Genomic DNA, 15,403 nt, shown 5'->3' on the forward strand with positions numbered 1-15,403 from the left:
CGAATAAAGGCAGGGTATCATCGTGGTGATGGCATCCTGCCTTTTGTTTTGCGGAACCAAGGTCGCTTTATACGAACTTGATCGCCACTTATATGGCGCATTGATGGCAATTGCTGCGTACGTGCGTACCGGGAGCCCGTACACCTCTGGCAAGGCGTAACACACTAGACTTTGTTCCAAAGTCCGTGTGCTAAGGGGGCAGGCGCCTTAGAATTCCTGTGGAGTGTGTACGCACGTACGCAGGAAAACGGCAAAATTTCACTATATCGGGGCGTTCTTTCATCGGAGCGTATGGTATACACGGCTTAGTTCAACAAATAAGAATTTATATATAAAGGAGAATACTGATGAAACTGTTTTTATGTTCGCACTTTTCAAGTGTAGGAAGTCTGATAAAGGAAGAAATTGATAATAAGAAAGTCGCATTTATCCCAACAGCCTCGCTGCGTGAAGGCTACACCGGTTATGTCGGCTCGGCTCGAAAATTATTCAAAAAGTTGGGAGCAATCGTAACTGAAATTGATATTTCAACGGAGGCTTATTCAACGATAAAGGCTCTTTTTGAAGATGCGGATGTGATCTATTTTACCGGCGGAAATTCTTTTTTCCTTATAGACCAGCTCCGTAAAACGGGAACGGATGAGCTGTTGAAGAAAGAATTGGCAAACGGAAAACTGATGATTGGTGAATCGGCAGGTGCGATTGTATGCGCTCCAAGCATCCAATATATCGAGCAAATGGATGAAAAGCCGGAGGACTACACACAAGAAGATGATGCAGGGCTTAATTTGATTGATTTCTATGTTCTTCCGCATTTTCTTACAGCACCATTTAAGAAAGTTACCGAGAAAATAATGACTGAGTTTTCGGATTTGAATCTATGCCCAATTAACAATCGTCAGGGAATTGTAATTGATGGTGAAGGTTCAAAGGTTATTGGCAAAGACTAATTTAAAATTCCAGTTTGCTGCACTCGTTCCTAGCAGGGTTTGGGGCAGGCACGCCCCAACAAGAAGCCGTCCCAAAGGGGCAAGAATGGGGACAGCGGACGATTTCTTGGACCGTTACGCGGCCCTTCCCAGCGCGGAGCGGAACTCGGCCGGCGTGCGGCCACCGAGCGCATCGCTGCGCCTCTCCGTATTGTATCGGCCGATCCAGCCCCCGAGCTCCTCGATGAAGCGGGCGGGGGTCCAGTCCGACCAGTCCCTGCCGTGCCAGAACTCCTTCTTGAGCAGGCCGAAGAAGCCCTCCATCGCCGCGTTGTCCGGGCCGCAGCCCTTGGCGGACTGGATTGGCTACACTGATGTGGACGGTTCCGGGAGGGGCGCAAGAGACGGGAGGGCCGTGTACGCGTTCCTGCGCGAGGGCCGCGGGGAGGGGCTACCTGGGTACGGCGCCTGTCAACTCGGTCGACGTCTTTGATGACCGGGTCGTACTCAATATCAAATTCACGGATGATGCCAAAACGGTCACCCGTGAGAAAGTGTTGGGTTCGAGTGCTGTGGGCAATGTTCCAACATGCTGGGATCAAACTCGCTTGCCGGGATCACACGGTAGCCGTGGCGCAGGAGCAGGTCGACGAAAACACCGTTGCCCACGGTGAGCGTACCGCTGAACGTTCCGTCGTAGATGCGACCTACGCCACACGAGGGGCTGCGGTCCTGCAGGATGCACGCGGCGATCTCTTCCGGACCGCCCGCTTGCTCGCACATATCGAGCGCACGTTGAGCGCCTAGGCGAAACTCGCGATCGACCGAGATGCCCTCGCAGGTATGGACCTCGCCGTCCACGATCTCGGACGGCTTGCGCGGTGTGGGCAGGCCGCCAAAGACCTCAGGGCACACCAAGAGGACCTCGGTCCCCGTACGTTCGCAGGCCTCGACCAACGCGCGGTGGTAGTTGTCGAGCCCGTTATACTTGCAGCTCTCGCCCATCAAGCAGGCACTTACCACGATCTTCATATACAACTCTCCCCACGCAAAACGCCCCATTTGAGATAAACACTCAAATGGGGCGATTGACACTGCGCAACCAGTATTACTGCTGCTTTGGCATCAGCGGATTCTCGCGCGTGAGGAGATTCATGAACTCCTCGCCCGTGATCGTCTCCTTCTTGTACAGATAACGAGCCAGCTCGTGGAGCTTGAACTTGTTCTCCTTCAGGATCTGCAGGGCGCGGTCGTGCGCATCCTCGATCAGCTTGGCGACAATCGCGTCCACGCGCTCGGCCGTACCGGGGGCGCAGGTGAGCGACGTGTCCTGGTTAAGGTACGCATTCTGAACGGTACCGAGTGCCATCATGCCAAACTCATCAGACATACCAAAGCGCGTCACCATGTTACGGGCGAGCTTGGTGGCCTGCTCGATATCGTTGGCGGCGCCGGTCGTCATCTCACCAAAGATGAGCTCCTCGGCTGCACGGCCACCGCAATAGACGGCGAGCTTGTCCAGGACCTCCTGGCGCGTGGTCAGGAAGCGCTCATCCTCCTCGACCTGCATGGTGTAGCCCAGAGCACCGCTCGTGCGCGGCACGATGGTGATCTTCGTGACCGGTGCAGAGCCCTTCTGGCGGGCGGCAACGATGGCATGGCCGATCTCGTGGTAAGAAACAACCTGCTTCTCGTGGTCGGACAGCACCGTGGACTTACGCTGCTGGCCAGCGATGACGACCTCCACCGACTCCTCAAAATCGTCCTGCGTAGCGCGCTTGCGGCCCTCACGGACGGCACGCAGGGCGCCCTCGTTGATGATATTGGCCAGGTCAGCGCCCGAGGCACCGGGCGTGGCGCGGGCAATCGCGGTCAGGTCGATCGGCGGCTGCGTCTTCACGCTCTTGGCATGCAGCTCGAGGATGTTCTTGCGGCCGGTCAGATCGGGCAGCTCAACGGGGATGCGGCGGTCAAAACGACCGGGGCGCAGCAGGGCCGGATCGAGGCTGTCGGGACGGTTGGTGGCAGCGAGGACAACGATACCCTTGTGGTTATCGAAGCCATCCATCTCGGTCAGCAACTGATTGAGCGTCTGCTCGCGCTCGTCGTTGCCGCTAAAGCCGCCGCCGTCACGCTTTTTGCCGATGGTATCGATCTCGTCGATAAACACAATGCACGGGGCCTTTTCCTTGGCCTGCTTAAACAGGTCGCGCACCTTGGCGGCGCCACGGCCGACGAACATCTCGACGAACTCAGAACCCGAAATGCTAAAGAACGGAACACCAGCCTCGCCGGCAACAGCCTTGGCTAGCAGGGTCTTACCGGTACCCGGAGGGCCAACAAGGAGAGCACCGCGCGGCAGCTTGGCGCCAATCTCCTCGTAGCGCTGGGGCTTCTCCAGAAAGTCGACGACCTCCTTGAGGGACTCCTTGGCCTCTTCCTGGCCGGCGACATCCTTAAAGGTCACGCCCACGTCCTTGGAGGCGATCACGCGCGCGCCGGACTTGCCCAGTCCACCGCCGCCAAAGCCACCGCCGCCAAAGTTCATCGAAGGACCGTCATCACCCATGGCCTTCTTCATGCGGCGGTTGAGCCACCAGCCGATCAGGAAGAAAATCGCCATGGGAAGGATGAGCGTAAGCAGGTAGTAGGTCATCAAACCCGAGTTTTTATCGGGAACGACCGACTCCAGCGAAGCGCCAGACTCAAGCACGCGATCGGTAAAGCCCGCATCGTTCGGCACACCGGTCGTCTTATAGGCGATGTTCTCGTCCTCGCCCTTCTTGGTGTAATAAATCGAGTAATCGTCCGTGTTGTACTCGACCTTGTCGACACTCTTCTTATCGAGCGCTTTGACAAACGTCGAGTAATCGGTCTTCGTAATCTGCTGCGTGTGACCGATGTTGGGGAACAGAACGGTCGAGAGCACGAGGTAGACGACGAAGGCGATGAGCACGTAGAGGATCATATTCCGTCTACGCTTGTTGTCATCCATCTCCATCTGCTTGAACTCCATCTACTGGGGTTAATAATGCTTTCTAGAATACCCAACCCGAGCGGTGATAAACCGACGCCGGGCACGAAAAGACAGAGATGGCATCACTGGAAGTCGGCAAGGTTCAAATCTATACGGGCGACGGCAAGGGCAAGACGACGGCTGCGCTGGGGCTCGCGCTGCGTGCCACGGGCTATGGACTTAACGTGCTCATGCTTCAGTTTGCCAAGAAGCTGCACTGCGCCGAACATGATGCAGCACCTCGATTAGGGCTATGCATCGTACAAGCCGACCGCGACACATCCGAGGCTTGCGCCGCGCAGATCATGGAGCTCGCATGCGAGCAGATATCACAGGTCGACGTTCTGATTTTGGATGAACTCGGCGAGGCCATGCGCCGCGGCTTCGTGACGCGCGAGGATGTCGAAGCGCTGATCGCGATAAAGCCCGCCACCACGGAGCTCGTGCTCACCGGCCGGGGCTTGCTGCCCCTCGCGAACCTCGCCGACCTTGTCACCGAAATGCGCCCCATCAAACACTACTTCGACGAAGGACTCCTAGCCCGCCAAGGCATCGAATACTAGCCATTGGGGACGTCCCGAATGGCTAGGCGGTGGCGCGGCCTAGCCAGTTGCCACTGTGGTGGTAGATGGTGAACATCGTGGCCGTGATGAGCCAGGTTACGGGGTAAACCAACAGCAGGTGCTCAAGAGACGGATCGAACGGCATAATCGCAAACACCCAGATCACCCTCAAGACAACGGTGCCAAAGATGGTGAGCATCATAGGCTGCAAGCTCACGCCAGCGCCGCGAATGGAGCCCGACGCGTTCTCGATAATCGAGAAGATCGCGTAGAACGGCGCGATGAAATGAAGAATCGTCGTGGTGTACGCCGAAATCGAAGCATCGTCGACAAACAAACGCGACAGAGGACCCGAGAACACCAGGAGTACGGCAGACAGGCCACCAATGAGCATAAACGACAGCACGAGCGACGTATGGTAGCCCTTGCGCATGCGCTCATAGTTGCGCGCGCCAAAGTTCTGTGCCGAGAACGTGGTGATCGACACGCCGAGCGCCTCGGTAACCATCCAGACAATGCCATCTAAGCGGCCCGAAAGACCCCACGCCGTGGTGACATCGGCACCAAACGAGTTGACCGACACCTGAATCAAAACGTTGGAAATCGAATACGCAGCAGACTGAAAGCCAAGCGGCAGACCACACGAGATCATGCTCTTACAAATGCCAGGATCAATGCCGAGTTTGGACAGCGAAAGCCGCCACGCACCCGGTGCGTGCATCATGCGAATCACGATCATCGTGGCGTTGGAGCAAATGGTCAGCGCCACCGCGATGCCGCAGCCCAGCGCCTCCATATGAAGCACGGCAACAAAGATGACATCCAGCACCGCATTAACAAGGCAGCCGGAAGCGATGATCACAGCAGGCCCGCGCGTGTCGCCCACGGCGCGCAGCAGTGCCGTTCCCATATTGAGCAGCAGCGCCGCAACCATGGCGGCAAAATAGCAACGAGCATAGGCCACGCCCTCGGCCAAAAGTTCATGCGGCGTGTTCATAAGTACCAGCATGGGCTCAACGAACACTATGCCAAGAATCGAGAAAACGATACCGCCCACCAGCGCGAGCGTCATGGCCGTATGGACCGAACGGCTCAGCCGCTCATCATCGTGCTGACCAAAATACTGACCGGTAATGACCGCGCAGCCGGCGCCGACGCCAACGCAAAAGCCAATGCAGAGCTCGGTGAGCACCATCGTAGCTTGAATGCCACCTAGCGCGAGCTTGCCGCCAAACTGACCGACGATATAGGTACCGATAAGCGTGTAGGCCTGCTGAAAAAAAGAACTAAAAAAGATGGGAACGCACAGCGAAAGCAGCTGCTGCCAAATAACACCCTGCGTTACATCGATAGCCGTAGATTTCTTAGCCACACGCCCTCCCCAAAAGCGTACGTCAACCGACAAAACAGTAATTAAAGACCTAAGCTAATAGCAGCTTAGCACCGACCGACGTCGACCGAAACACCCCGAGTCAGAGCCCGGTGCAAACTATCTGCCTAGTGATACAGCCCCGGCTGGTAGTGATACTCGTTGCTCACGTGCGGGCACAGCTGCCAAAAGGCGACGGCACTCGCCGCGGCCACGTTGAGCGAATCGACCCCGTGCGCCATCGGAATGCGCACGGCTCGGTCGCAGCCCGCGATAGTCTTGGCGCCCAGGCCGGCACCCTCGGTGCCCATAAAGATCGCCAGGCGATCAACCTCCTGCAGCGCAGGATCGTCCAGCGAAACGGAGTCGTCCGTCAGCGCCATCGCAGCGCACGAAAAACCGGCTTCGTGCAGTGCCGCCAGGCCATCGTGCGGCCACACACGAGCCTCGCTGCCAATACGCGTCCACGGCACCTGAAACACCGTGCCCATGCTCACGCGGGCCGAGCGACGGTACAGCGGGTCGCAGCACGTCGGACTGACCAAAATACCGTCGACATTGAGCGCGGCGGCCGAGCGGAAAATCGCACCCACGTTCGTGTGGTCGACAATACCCTCGAGCACGCACACGCGCACCGGGCGCTCCCCCGCCGCCTCGACGACGCCACCCAAGAACTCATCAACCGGAATCTGCCGCGGGCGACGAAACGCCGCGAGCGCACCGCGCGTCACGTTAAAGCCCGTCAGCTGCTCCATGAGTTCCATGGAAGCCACGAACACAGGAACCGGACCTGCGCCCTCGCGCACAACCAGGCGCTCAAACAGCGGCATCATCTGGTCGAGCCAACGTTCGCCCAAAAGAAAGCTCACCGGCTCGTATCCGGCACGCACCGCGCGCTCAATAACCTTGGCACTCTCGGCGATAAAGATGCCCTTTTGCGGCTCTAGCACGCAGCGCAGCTCACGCTCGGTCAGTCGCACGTAGGCATCGAGCCGCTCGTCCTCGAGCGAATCAATTCGCAGAACCTCAACGACATCAGTCATAGCAGCCAGCCCGCACCTTTCTTTACAGCACATCTATACCAAACGAGGCGACGCTAAGCGCCGCCCCATACATTCAATCAACCCGATAATACCGTTCACGCCAGGCGATTTACGCCTCAACGCGACGATACGTCACGAACTCATAATCGACACCCTCGTCGCCCTCGCCCGAGGCAATCGTGGCAACACCGCCACGCCACGCAATCTCCCACGCGGGATCGGCGTCCAAATCGGGAAAGTACGTGTCCACGGGATGGACGCAGCGGTTATGCGTGACCTCGGCCTCGGCGCAATACGGCAAAAACTGCCGATACACCTCGCCGCCACCGATCACCCAGGCAACGGGCTCATCGGCAACCGCGGCGAGCGCCTCGTCGATGCTATGCACCACGTCGACGCCCTCGACAGCAAAATCCTCGTCGCGGGTAAGCACGATATTGCGACGGTTCTTGAGTGGACGCCCACCGGGAAAACTCAGCAGCGTCTTGCGCCCCATGATGACCGGGCAGCCCTTGGTGCAGGCCACAAAATGGCGCATGTCGGCGCGATTGGACACCACCATGTCGCCCTCGCACCCAATGCCCCAATCGTCACACACGGCAACGATAGCAGATAGCTTACACGTCATGAGCACCACCTACACCGCAATGGGAATGTTCTTGACCTGCGGGCCGTACTCATAGCCCTCGACGATCAGGTCATCGGTCGTAAACGCATAGAAGTCATGCACATCGGGGTTGAGCGTTACCTTGGGTGCCGCAAACTGCGGACGCTCGATAAGTTCGCGGACAATATCGACATGACGGTCGTAGATATGGGCGTCGGCGATCACATGCAGCAGCTCGCCGGGAATCATATCGATCGACTGCGCAACCATCATCAGCAAGATGGCGTACTGGCACACATTCCAGTTGTTCGCGGCCAAAATGTCCTGGCTGCGCTGGTTGAGAATCATGTTGAGCGTCGGCTTGTCGTCCTGCGGGCGCTGCGTGACGTTATAGGTCACGCTGTACGCGCACGGATACAGGTGCATCTCGGACAGGTCGCTAAACACATACGTGTTGGTCATGATGCGGCGACTGTACGGTGTGTGCTTAAGATCGTACAGCACTCGGTCCATCTGGTCGAAATCGCCCTCGGCATAATGGCTCTTCTGGCCAATCTGGTACCCGTAGGCCTTGCCGATGGAGCCGGTCTCGTCGGCCCACTCATCCCAAATATGGCTGTTGAGGTCATGGACGTTATTGGACTTCTTTTGATAGATCCACAAAATCTCGTCCATCGCAGACTTAAGCGCCGTGCGGCGCAGGGTGAGCGCAGGGAACTCCTCGCGCAGGTCGTAGCGCGCCGTAACGCCAAAGTTTTTAATGGTATAGGCAGGGGTGCCGTCCTCCCACACCGGACGGACCTTTTGGCCCTCGGTGGTGGTGCCATGGTCCAGAATGTCGCGGCACATGGATACAAACTGTTGATCAGCTTTGCTCATTGACCCTCCTGTCAGTCGCCTACAAGCGAGATTCATTGTAGCCCAGGCGCACGCGGCCCCACAGCCCAAACATAAGCCCTCATTTTCTGACATATGCCAGAAATTCCTTGCGCAAATCCGCACGTTCGCTATTCTATTGTTGACATATGTCAGATTTGGAGAGTGTATGGCAGGAAGACGAGAAAAATTACGCCGCGTTGGGATCATCCCCGAATACCGCGGCTTTACCCCCGACGGCCTTGCCAGTGGAGACGCCATCGACATGACGATCGACGAACTCGAGGTGCTGCGCCTGTGCGACCTGGAAGGCCTTAACCAAGAGGCAGTCGCACAGCAGATGGGCATCGCGCGCGCCACGGTGGCGGCTATTTGCAGCCGAGCACATCGTAAGGTGGCAAACGCGCTGGTCAATGGACGGGCGCTCAGTATCGAGGGCGGCAATATCGCATACTCCCCCATCACCACGACGACGGCCGCATGGCCAGCAAAGGAGGTCGGCACCATGAGGGTGGCAACAACGTACGACAACGGCAACATCTTTATGCACTTTGGCCGCAGCGAGCAGCTCAAGATCTACGACATCCAGGATGGCAAGGTGCTCAACGAGCAGGTCGTAGGCACCGGTGGCACCGGCCACGGCGCCTTGGCGGGCCTGCTTGCCAACGGTGGCGTTGACACGCTCATTTGCGGCGGTATCGGCGGCGGCGCTATCAACGCGCTTGCCCAAGCCGGCATCACGGTCTATGCGGGCGCCCAGGGCAGCTGCGATGCCTGCGTCGAGGCCCTCATTCCCGGCACGCTCGCACAGAACGGCGAGGCCACCTGCGACTGCCATGGACATGATCACGAGCACATCCACGAGCATGGCGAGTCCTGCGGCTGCCACGGTCACCACGACCATGACGGGCACGAAGGCTGCGGCTGCCACTAGCGGCAAGCACCTCGTCGAGAACGCGCTTCCACGCGTGCGACAACCAGCGAACAAACGGCGAAGGCCGTCTGGAATACCATCCAGGCGGCCTTCGCCATACACGACTCAACTAGTCGTTACTTCTTGTTGCGCATCTGCGCTTCCATCTGGCGCAGCAGGTCCATATCGGACTTGGGGCCGCCCGTACCCAGGCCGCCCATGCCGCCCAGACCCATAGCGTCCAGGCCAGGGATATTGGGCATGCGCATCCTCTTGCCCTTCTTGCCCTTTTTGCCCTTCTTGCCGCCGGCCTGCGCCTGATTGGCCATCGTGCGCATGCGGCCCATCATCTTGTTCATCTCGCCCCACTGCTTCATAAGGCTATTGACCTCGGTGGGGGTCACGCCGGCGCCCTTGGCGATACGCGCGCGACGCTGGCCGTTGATGATAGAGGGACGCAGGCGCTCCTCCTTGGTCATCGACATGATGATGGCCTCGTTCTTGTCAAAGATGCCCTCGTCCAGGTTGCCGCCCATCTGGTTGAGCGCGCGCTGACCACCGGGAAGCATGCCCAGAATGCCCTTCATGCCGCCCATCTTCTTGACGGCCTTCATCTGGTCGAGCATGTCGTTCATGGTAAAGCCCTCGCGCAGCATACGCTCGGCAGCCTCGAGCTGCTCGGCGTCGGCTGCCTCCTGGGCCTTCTCGATGATGCCGACAACATCGCCCATGCCCAGAATGCGCTTGGCCATACGATCGGGATAGAACGGCTCCAGCGAATCGGGTTTCTCGCCCATGCTCACGAACTTGATGGGCTTACCGGTCACCTGGCGCACGGAAAGCGCGCCGCCGCCGCGGGCATCGCCGTCGAGCTTGGAGATGATCACGCCGTCAAAGTCGGTGCGCTCGGCGAAGGTCGAGACGACGTTGACAATATCCTGGCCGGTCATGGCATCGACGACCATCAGCACCTGATCGGGCTTGACGGCCTTCTTGATGTCCACGGCCTCCTGCATCATCTGCTCGTCGATCTGCAGGCGACCGGCGGTATCGACGATGACCACGTCGCGCAGGTGGTCAACGGCCTCCTGGATGGCGCCCTTGGCGATATCGACCGGGTGCGCGCCGTCACCGCGGAAGACCGGCACGCCGATCTCGCCGCCAAGCGTGGCCAGCTGGTCGGCAGCGGCGGGGCGGTAGACGTCGCACGCGGCGAGCAGCGGCGAGCGACCCTGCTTCTTGAGCAGGTAGGCCAGCTTTACGGCTGCCGTAGTCTTACCGGAGCCCTGCAGGCCCACGAGCATGATGACATTGGGGATGCGGTTGCTAAAGACGAGCTTGCTCTCGGTGGAACCGAGCATCTCGGTAAGCTCGTCGAGCACGATCTTGACGACGTTTTGCGCCGGCGACAGCGACTCCATGACCTCGGCGGTCATGCAGCGCTCCTTGGTCTTGGCGACAAACTCCTTGACGACCTTAAAGTTGACGTCGGCCTCGAGCAACGCCATGCGAATGTCGCGCATGGCAGAGGTGATATCGGCCTCGGTCAGTTTACCCTTGCCGCGCAGGCGGTCAAATGTGTCGTTGAGGCGATCGCTCAGAGAATCAAACACTAGTCACTCCTTAGTTGGACTCGCCCACCAGGGCGCGGCAGAAATCTTTGGCATTAAACTCCTGCAGGTCATCGACCTGCTCGCCCACGCCGATGCGCAGGATGGGAAGCTTGAGCTTCTCGGCCACGGCCATGGCGATACCGCCCTTTGCCGTGCCGTCGAGCTTTGTCATGATAATACCGTCCAGGCCAAGCGCCTCGTTAAACTCGAGCGCCTGGTTGAGGCCGTTTTGGCCCGTTGCGGCATCGATCACGAGCACGACATAGACGGGCATGGGACCGGTGGCCATATTGGCGGCGCGCTTACGGGTCACATTGACCACCTTGGCAAGCTCGCGCATGAGCTCGGGGCTCGTGTGCAGACGACCGGCGGTATCGATGAGCACCAGGTCGCTGCCGCGCTTGTCGGCCTCGTCGAGCACGTCGTAGCAAACACTTGCCGGGTCGGAGCCGCGGTCGCGCTTGATGACGGGGACGCCGGCGCGCTGGCCCCACACATCGAGCTGCTCGATAGCGGCAGCGCGGAAGGTATCGGCCGAACCGATCACGACGTTCTTGCCGCGGGCGGCCATGGCGCTCGCGATCTTACCGACCGTCGTGGTCTTACCGGCACCGTTAATGCCCACAAACAGCACGCAGCTCGGCGTATCGGAGAACGGATCGCGCTCGATGGGCACAAAGTGCTGCTCAAGCTGCTCGGCCAGGGCGCGACGGAGTTGCGGGGCGGTCTTGAGGTTCTTCTTAGCCGCGGCATCACGCAGGTCATCGGAGACCTTTATGGCGACCTCGGCACCCATGTCACCCATGACGAGGGTGTCCTCAAGGTCCTCCCAAAAGTCCTCGTCGACCTCGCCGCCAAAGTAGAATACCTCGTTGAGGGCCTCTCGGCTGCGCTCAAGTCCGCGCGAGAGAGCATCAAAGAATCCCATTATGCATTCACGACCTTTCCGGTTTCGCGATCGAGTTTTTGCGAGACGACGCGACTGACGCCGTCGGCTTGCATCGAGACGCCATAGAGAACGTCAGCATCCTCCATAGTACGGCGCTGATGCGAAATGACCAAGAGCTGCGTATCGGAACGCAGCACATCGAGGGCGCCGATGAGCTTGGACAGGTTGGCGTCGTCGAGCGCCGCCTCAACCTCGTCCAGCACATAGAACGGCACCGTGCGTGTACGGTACACGGCAAAGAGCAGGGCGAGCGCCGTCAGACTCTTCTCGCCGCCCGACATGAGCATCATCTTGGTGATGCGCTTGCCGCGCGGCTGTGCCACGACCTCAATGCCCGTCTCGGCCGGATGCTCGGGATCGGTCATCTCCAGATGAGCCTGACCACCCGGGAAGAGCATGGCAAAAATCTCGCGGAAATTCGCGTCGACCTTCTCGAACGTCACCAGGAAGGCCTTGCGCATCTTACGATCAATGGCCACCGTGATCTTGGTGAGCGCCTTGCGCGCGCTCTCCAGATCGGCCAGCTGCTCCTCGATGTAGTCGGCGCGGCACTTGAGCTGCTCGTACTCCTCCATGGCAACCTGGTTCACAGGACCCAGGTTGTTGATCTGGCGCACGAGCTGGTTGAGCTCACGTTCGGCGGCATCGCGGTCAGTGGGAGCAGGAAGCATGAGCGCTTCCTCGAGCACCGTGGTGCCATCGGCGGTAATGGCCTTAATGGCGGCCTCTACCTGCACCTCGAGCTTGCCACGTGCGACCTTGAACTCGTTTTGCGTCACCGTGGCGGCATCGACCCGCTCCTTGGCGCGGGAGACCTCGGCCTTGGCGTCCTCGATAGTCTTCTTGAGCGAGGCCGAGTCCGCCTCCTCGAGCGAAGCCTGGTCACGCAAGCGCGCGGCCCAATCCGACGCGCGCTCCAGCAGGGCCGAATAGCGCTCGTGCATGGGATCGACGCGCAGGCGCAGCAACTCGAGCGAGCGCGAGGCCTGGCGTGTTCCGCGGATACGGCGGTCGATGCCCTCCAGGCGATGCTCCAGGTCAGGCACACGGCCCTTCAGCGAACGCAGACGCTCGCTCGTCTGAGCCAGGCGGACCTTGGCATCGGCGAGCTTACCGGCTGCCTCGGAGTCGTCACGGCGCACGCGATCGAGCTCGTCGTTGGCCTCGGCAATCTGCAAGCCCAGATCGCTTGCCTGCGCACGGGCCTCGTCGCGCGAACGGGTGAGCTCGTCAACGCGCGGGCGCGCAGCGCGAACGGCTTCGGAGGCCTGCTCGCGGCGCTTGGAGATGCGCACGCGCTCGACCTCGACATTGTTGGCGCTTTGCTCCAGACGGCCGATCTCGGAGAGCAGCGAGCGGCGCTCGCCCTCAAGACGGGCGATCTCGCCGGCGGCATCACCCTCGGCGGCACGCGCCTCCTCGACGGCCGCGTTGGCCTCGACGACCTGATCCGACACATGCTCAAACACAGCAGCTAGATCGGGCTCCAGGCCCTCCAGCTCGCGAATACGACGCTTGCGCTCCAGAGCACCCGAAGCCTCGCCGGCATCGAGGCCCACGCGAACCAGGCCGCCACAGGCGACGCGGGCGCCATCGGGGGTCACGTAAGTCACGCCGTCAACGACCGGCGCCGACAGCGCGGCAGCGAGATCGTCCACTACGTAATAGCCGCCGAGCAGCGCCTCGACGACGGGACCATAGCCTGCGCGCACGGACAGACGATCAACCAAACGGGTACCGGAGGCGCCCTCAGCGGCGGTAGAGCCACTCACGCCGCGCGTCACCAGCAGCGCCTCGCCCGAGGCCTTCTTCTGGTCCAGAGCGGCACGACCGGCACGCTCAAGCGCGGACGTATCGTCGAACAGCAGCGCATCGATATCGCCGGCGAGCAATTGCTCAACCAGGCCCTCAAGCTCGCGCGGGGCCTCGAGCACGTCGCCCAGACGACCCGAGACATCATCGCCCAGCGCACCCACCAGACGACTCACGAGCGGCGAGCTGTCGGCCATGCGGGCATCGAGTTTCTTTTGACTGGCAAGTTCTGAGCGCACCTCGGATAACTTGTTGCGCGCCTCGCTCTCGCGGGCACGCAGGTCCTTCAGGGCCGCGCGTGCCGTCTCGGTGGCCTCACGCGCATCGACCTGAGCCCGGCGCGCTTCCTCAAGAGCGCCCTCAAGCTCCTCGGCGCGGTCGCGACGGCTCTCGAGCGAGGCCGTGACCTCCTCGAGCTGTTCATCGATCTGCTCAAGGCGCGAGGCATACATGTTGTCCTCGACCTCGGCATTGGAAAGCGAATCCTTCACCTTGGCGAGCTCGAGCGCGGCGTTATCGGCCACGCGCTGCACATCGCGTTGCTCACGCGTAAGCTGCGAAATCTGATTGTCGAGCGCCACGCGTCGCTCGTGGAGCTCAGCGGCGGCAGGACCAGCGGCGTCAACGTCCTCCTGGGCCTGCCTGTGCGCACCGGTCACTTCCTCAAGCTGCGCACGCGCGTCCTCGAGCTCCTCGACAACGCGACGACGCTGATGCTCGGAGCTCGAAATCTGCCCGCGCATGTCAGACAGGCGCGACACCATGTTGTGGCCTTTTTCCTCGAGCAGGCGCATGTCGGAGTTAATGCGACCGACCACATCTTGCATATGACGGCGCTGCTCGCCCAGGTCGCCCACAAACAGGCCCTTTTCCTCGAGCATGACCTGAAGCTTCTCGAGCTCGAGCTCCTTTTCGTCCAAGCGGTACTGCGCAAGCTCCAGCTCGGCAGCACCTTCCTTGGAGCGGCTCTCCAGGTCGTTCCACTGCGACTGCAGCGAACGAAGCTCATCGACAGCCAGCATCTGCGTAAGCTCGTTCGCGCGCGAGGACAGCTCTTTGTACTTGCGCGCGCGATCGACCTGACGCTCCAGCGGTCGCAGCTGACGGGCGATTTCCTTATTGATGTCGCGGGCACGCGTCAGGTGCTCGTCCATCGACTTAATCTTTTTGAGCGCACGCTCCTTGCGGCGCTTGTGCTTGGAAATGCCGGCGGCCTCCTCGATAAGGGCGCGGCGCTCCTCGGGGCGGCTCTGCAAAATGGCGTCAAGCTTGCCCTGGCTGATAATGGAATGCGTATCCTTGCCCAGGCCCGAATCGTGCAGGATGTCCTGAATGTCCATCAGACGGCACGGACTCGAGTTGATGAGGTACTCGCTTTCGCCCGAGCGATACATGCGACGGGTGATGGCGACCTCGTCAAAATCGACGGGCAGTATATGGTCCGAGTTATCGAGCACCAGCGTGACCTCGGCGACACCCACAGGCTTTCGCGCTGACGAGCCCGAGAAGATGACATCCTCCATGGCCTGGCCGCGCAGCTGCTTGGCGCTCTGCTCGCCCAGGACCCACAGGATGGAGTCGGAGATGTTCGATTTTCCCGAGCCGTTTGGACCGACGATGACGGTCAGGCCCGGCTCAAACGTCATATGGGCACGGTCGGCAAACGACTTGAACCCTTTGAGCGTGAGGGACTTGAGATACACGGTTCCTCGC

At 60.2% G+C, this 15,403-nt stretch carries 12 protein-coding genes and 1 pseudogene; 3 read left to right on the forward strand and 10 right to left on the reverse strand.

What is annotated here, in order from left to right; all coding sequences use genetic code 11:
- Positions 1-347 precede the first annotated feature (347 nt).
- Positions 348-950: a Type 1 glutamine amidotransferase-like domain-containing protein gene (locus tag AAAX77_RS00530; RefSeq protein WP_349104216.1), complete on the forward strand. Its 603-nt coding sequence runs from the start codon at positions 348-350 to the stop codon at positions 948-950.
- 114 nt (positions 951-1,064) lie between these two features.
- Here AAAX77_RS00530 and AAAX77_RS00535 read toward each other — a convergent pair.
- From AAAX77_RS00535 to ftsH, 3 genes and pseudogenes are all read right to left on the reverse strand, one after another.
- Positions 1,065-1,286: pseudogene (locus tag AAAX77_RS00535) on the reverse strand (IS3 family transposase); the annotation flags it as partial.
- A gap of 183 nt (positions 1,287-1,469) precedes the next feature.
- Complete coding sequence (locus AAAX77_RS00540) at positions 1,470-1,961, reverse strand: DUF523 domain-containing protein (protein WP_349104218.1); 492 nt, start codon at positions 1,959-1,961, stop codon at positions 1,470-1,472.
- A gap of 76 nt (positions 1,962-2,037) precedes the next feature.
- Positions 2,038-3,930 (reverse strand): ATP-dependent zinc metalloprotease FtsH, encoded by a 1,893-nt coding sequence (gene ftsH, locus AAAX77_RS00545; protein ID WP_172544932.1) that lies wholly within the window; start codon positions 3,928-3,930, stop codon positions 2,038-2,040.
- A gap of 92 nt (positions 3,931-4,022) precedes the next feature.
- Between ftsH and AAAX77_RS00550 the strand changes: the two genes are divergently transcribed.
- Positions 4,023-4,508, forward strand: a complete 486-nt coding sequence (locus tag AAAX77_RS00550; protein WP_349104219.1) for a cob(I)yrinic acid a,c-diamide adenosyltransferase — start codon at positions 4,023-4,025, stop codon at positions 4,506-4,508.
- Between the two features lie 22 nt (positions 4,509-4,530).
- Here AAAX77_RS00550 and AAAX77_RS00555 read toward each other — a convergent pair whose 3' ends face one another.
- The 4 genes from AAAX77_RS00555 to thyA all read right to left on the reverse strand — a co-directional run bounded on the left by AAAX77_RS00555 (position 4,531) and on the right by thyA (position 8,406).
- A complete protein-coding gene (locus AAAX77_RS00555) occupies positions 4,531-5,880 on the reverse strand; it encodes an MATE family efflux transporter (protein ID WP_349104221.1) in 1,350 nt (449 codons plus the stop codon).
- A 125-nt stretch (positions 5,881-6,005) separates the two neighbouring features.
- Entirely contained in the window at positions 6,006-6,920 is a 915-nt protein-coding gene (locus tag AAAX77_RS00560) for an RNA methyltransferase (protein WP_349104222.1), read from the reverse strand.
- 109 nt (positions 6,921-7,029) lie between these two features.
- Positions 7,030-7,548 (reverse strand): dihydrofolate reductase, encoded by a 519-nt coding sequence (locus tag AAAX77_RS00565; RefSeq protein ID WP_349104223.1) that lies wholly within the window; start codon positions 7,546-7,548, stop codon positions 7,030-7,032.
- Between the two features lie 9 nt (positions 7,549-7,557).
- A complete protein-coding gene (thyA, locus tag AAAX77_RS00570; protein ID WP_349104225.1) occupies positions 7,558-8,406 on the reverse strand; it encodes a thymidylate synthase in 849 nt (282 codons plus the stop codon).
- A gap of 166 nt (positions 8,407-8,572) precedes the next feature.
- Here thyA and AAAX77_RS00575 point away from each other — a divergent pair, with 166 nt between their 5' ends.
- Positions 8,573-9,337 (forward strand): DUF134 domain-containing protein, encoded by a 765-nt coding sequence (locus AAAX77_RS00575; protein WP_349104227.1) that lies wholly within the window; start codon positions 8,573-8,575, stop codon positions 9,335-9,337.
- Positions 9,338-9,453: 116 nt separating this feature from the next.
- Here the strand turns inward: AAAX77_RS00575 and ffh are convergent, their stop codons facing one another.
- Genes ffh through smc form a run of 3 tightly spaced genes read right to left on the reverse strand, consistent with a single transcriptional unit; the run spans position 9,454 to position 15,393 of the window.
- Positions 9,454-10,929 (reverse strand): signal recognition particle protein, encoded by a 1,476-nt coding sequence (ffh, locus tag AAAX77_RS00580; protein WP_349104228.1) that lies wholly within the window; start codon positions 10,927-10,929, stop codon positions 9,454-9,456.
- A 10-nt stretch (positions 10,930-10,939) separates the two neighbouring features.
- On the reverse strand, positions 10,940-11,857 hold the full coding sequence (ftsY, locus tag AAAX77_RS00585) for a signal recognition particle-docking protein FtsY (protein WP_316365938.1): 918 nt from the start codon (positions 11,855-11,857) through the stop codon (positions 10,940-10,942).
- The gene (gene smc / locus AAAX77_RS00590) at positions 11,857-15,393 is read right to left on the reverse strand and encodes a chromosome segregation protein SMC (protein ID WP_349104229.1); all 3,537 of its coding nucleotides are present in this window, start codon (positions 15,391-15,393) and stop codon (positions 11,857-11,859) included. Before smc ends, ftsY begins: the two co-directional genes overlap by 1 nt.
- Positions 15,394-15,403 lie beyond the last annotated feature (10 nt).

It is taken from the genome of Collinsella sp. CLA-ER-H6 (assembly GCF_040092305.1).
Taxonomy (GTDB): domain Bacteria; phylum Actinomycetota; class Coriobacteriia; order Coriobacteriales; family Coriobacteriaceae; genus Collinsella.

What these genes read in the sequence shown, in the direction of transcription:
- ftsY (WP_316365938.1), bottom strand. Translation starts at nt 11,857, where the DNA reads ATGGGATTCTTTGATGCTCTCTCGCGCGGACTTGAGCGCAGCCGAGAG.
- AAAX77_RS00560 (WP_349104222.1), bottom strand. Translation starts at nt 6,920, where the DNA reads ATGACTGATGTCGTTGAGGTTCTGCGAATTGATTCGCTCGAGGACGAG.
- AAAX77_RS00565 (WP_349104223.1), bottom strand. Translation starts at nt 7,548, where the DNA reads ATGACGTGTAAGCTATCTGCTATCGTTGCCGTGTGTGACGATTGGGGC.
- AAAX77_RS00575 (WP_349104227.1), top strand. Translation starts at nt 8,573, where the DNA reads ATGGCAGGAAGACGAGAAAAATTACGCCGCGTTGGGATCATCCCCGAA.
- thyA (WP_349104225.1), bottom strand. Translation starts at nt 8,406, where the DNA reads ATGAGCAAAGCTGATCAACAGTTTGTATCCATGTGCCGCGACATTCTG.
- AAAX77_RS00530 (WP_349104216.1), top strand. Translation starts at nt 348, where the DNA reads ATGAAACTGTTTTTATGTTCGCACTTTTCAAGTGTAGGAAGTCTGATA.
- AAAX77_RS00540 (WP_349104218.1), bottom strand. Translation starts at nt 1,961, where the DNA reads ATGAAGATCGTGGTAAGTGCCTGCTTGATGGGCGAGAGCTGCAAGTAT.
- AAAX77_RS00550 (WP_349104219.1), top strand. Translation starts at nt 4,023, where the DNA reads ATGGCATCACTGGAAGTCGGCAAGGTTCAAATCTATACGGGCGACGGC.
- ftsH (WP_172544932.1), bottom strand. Translation starts at nt 3,930, where the DNA reads ATGGAGATGGATGACAACAAGCGTAGACGGAATATGATCCTCTACGTG.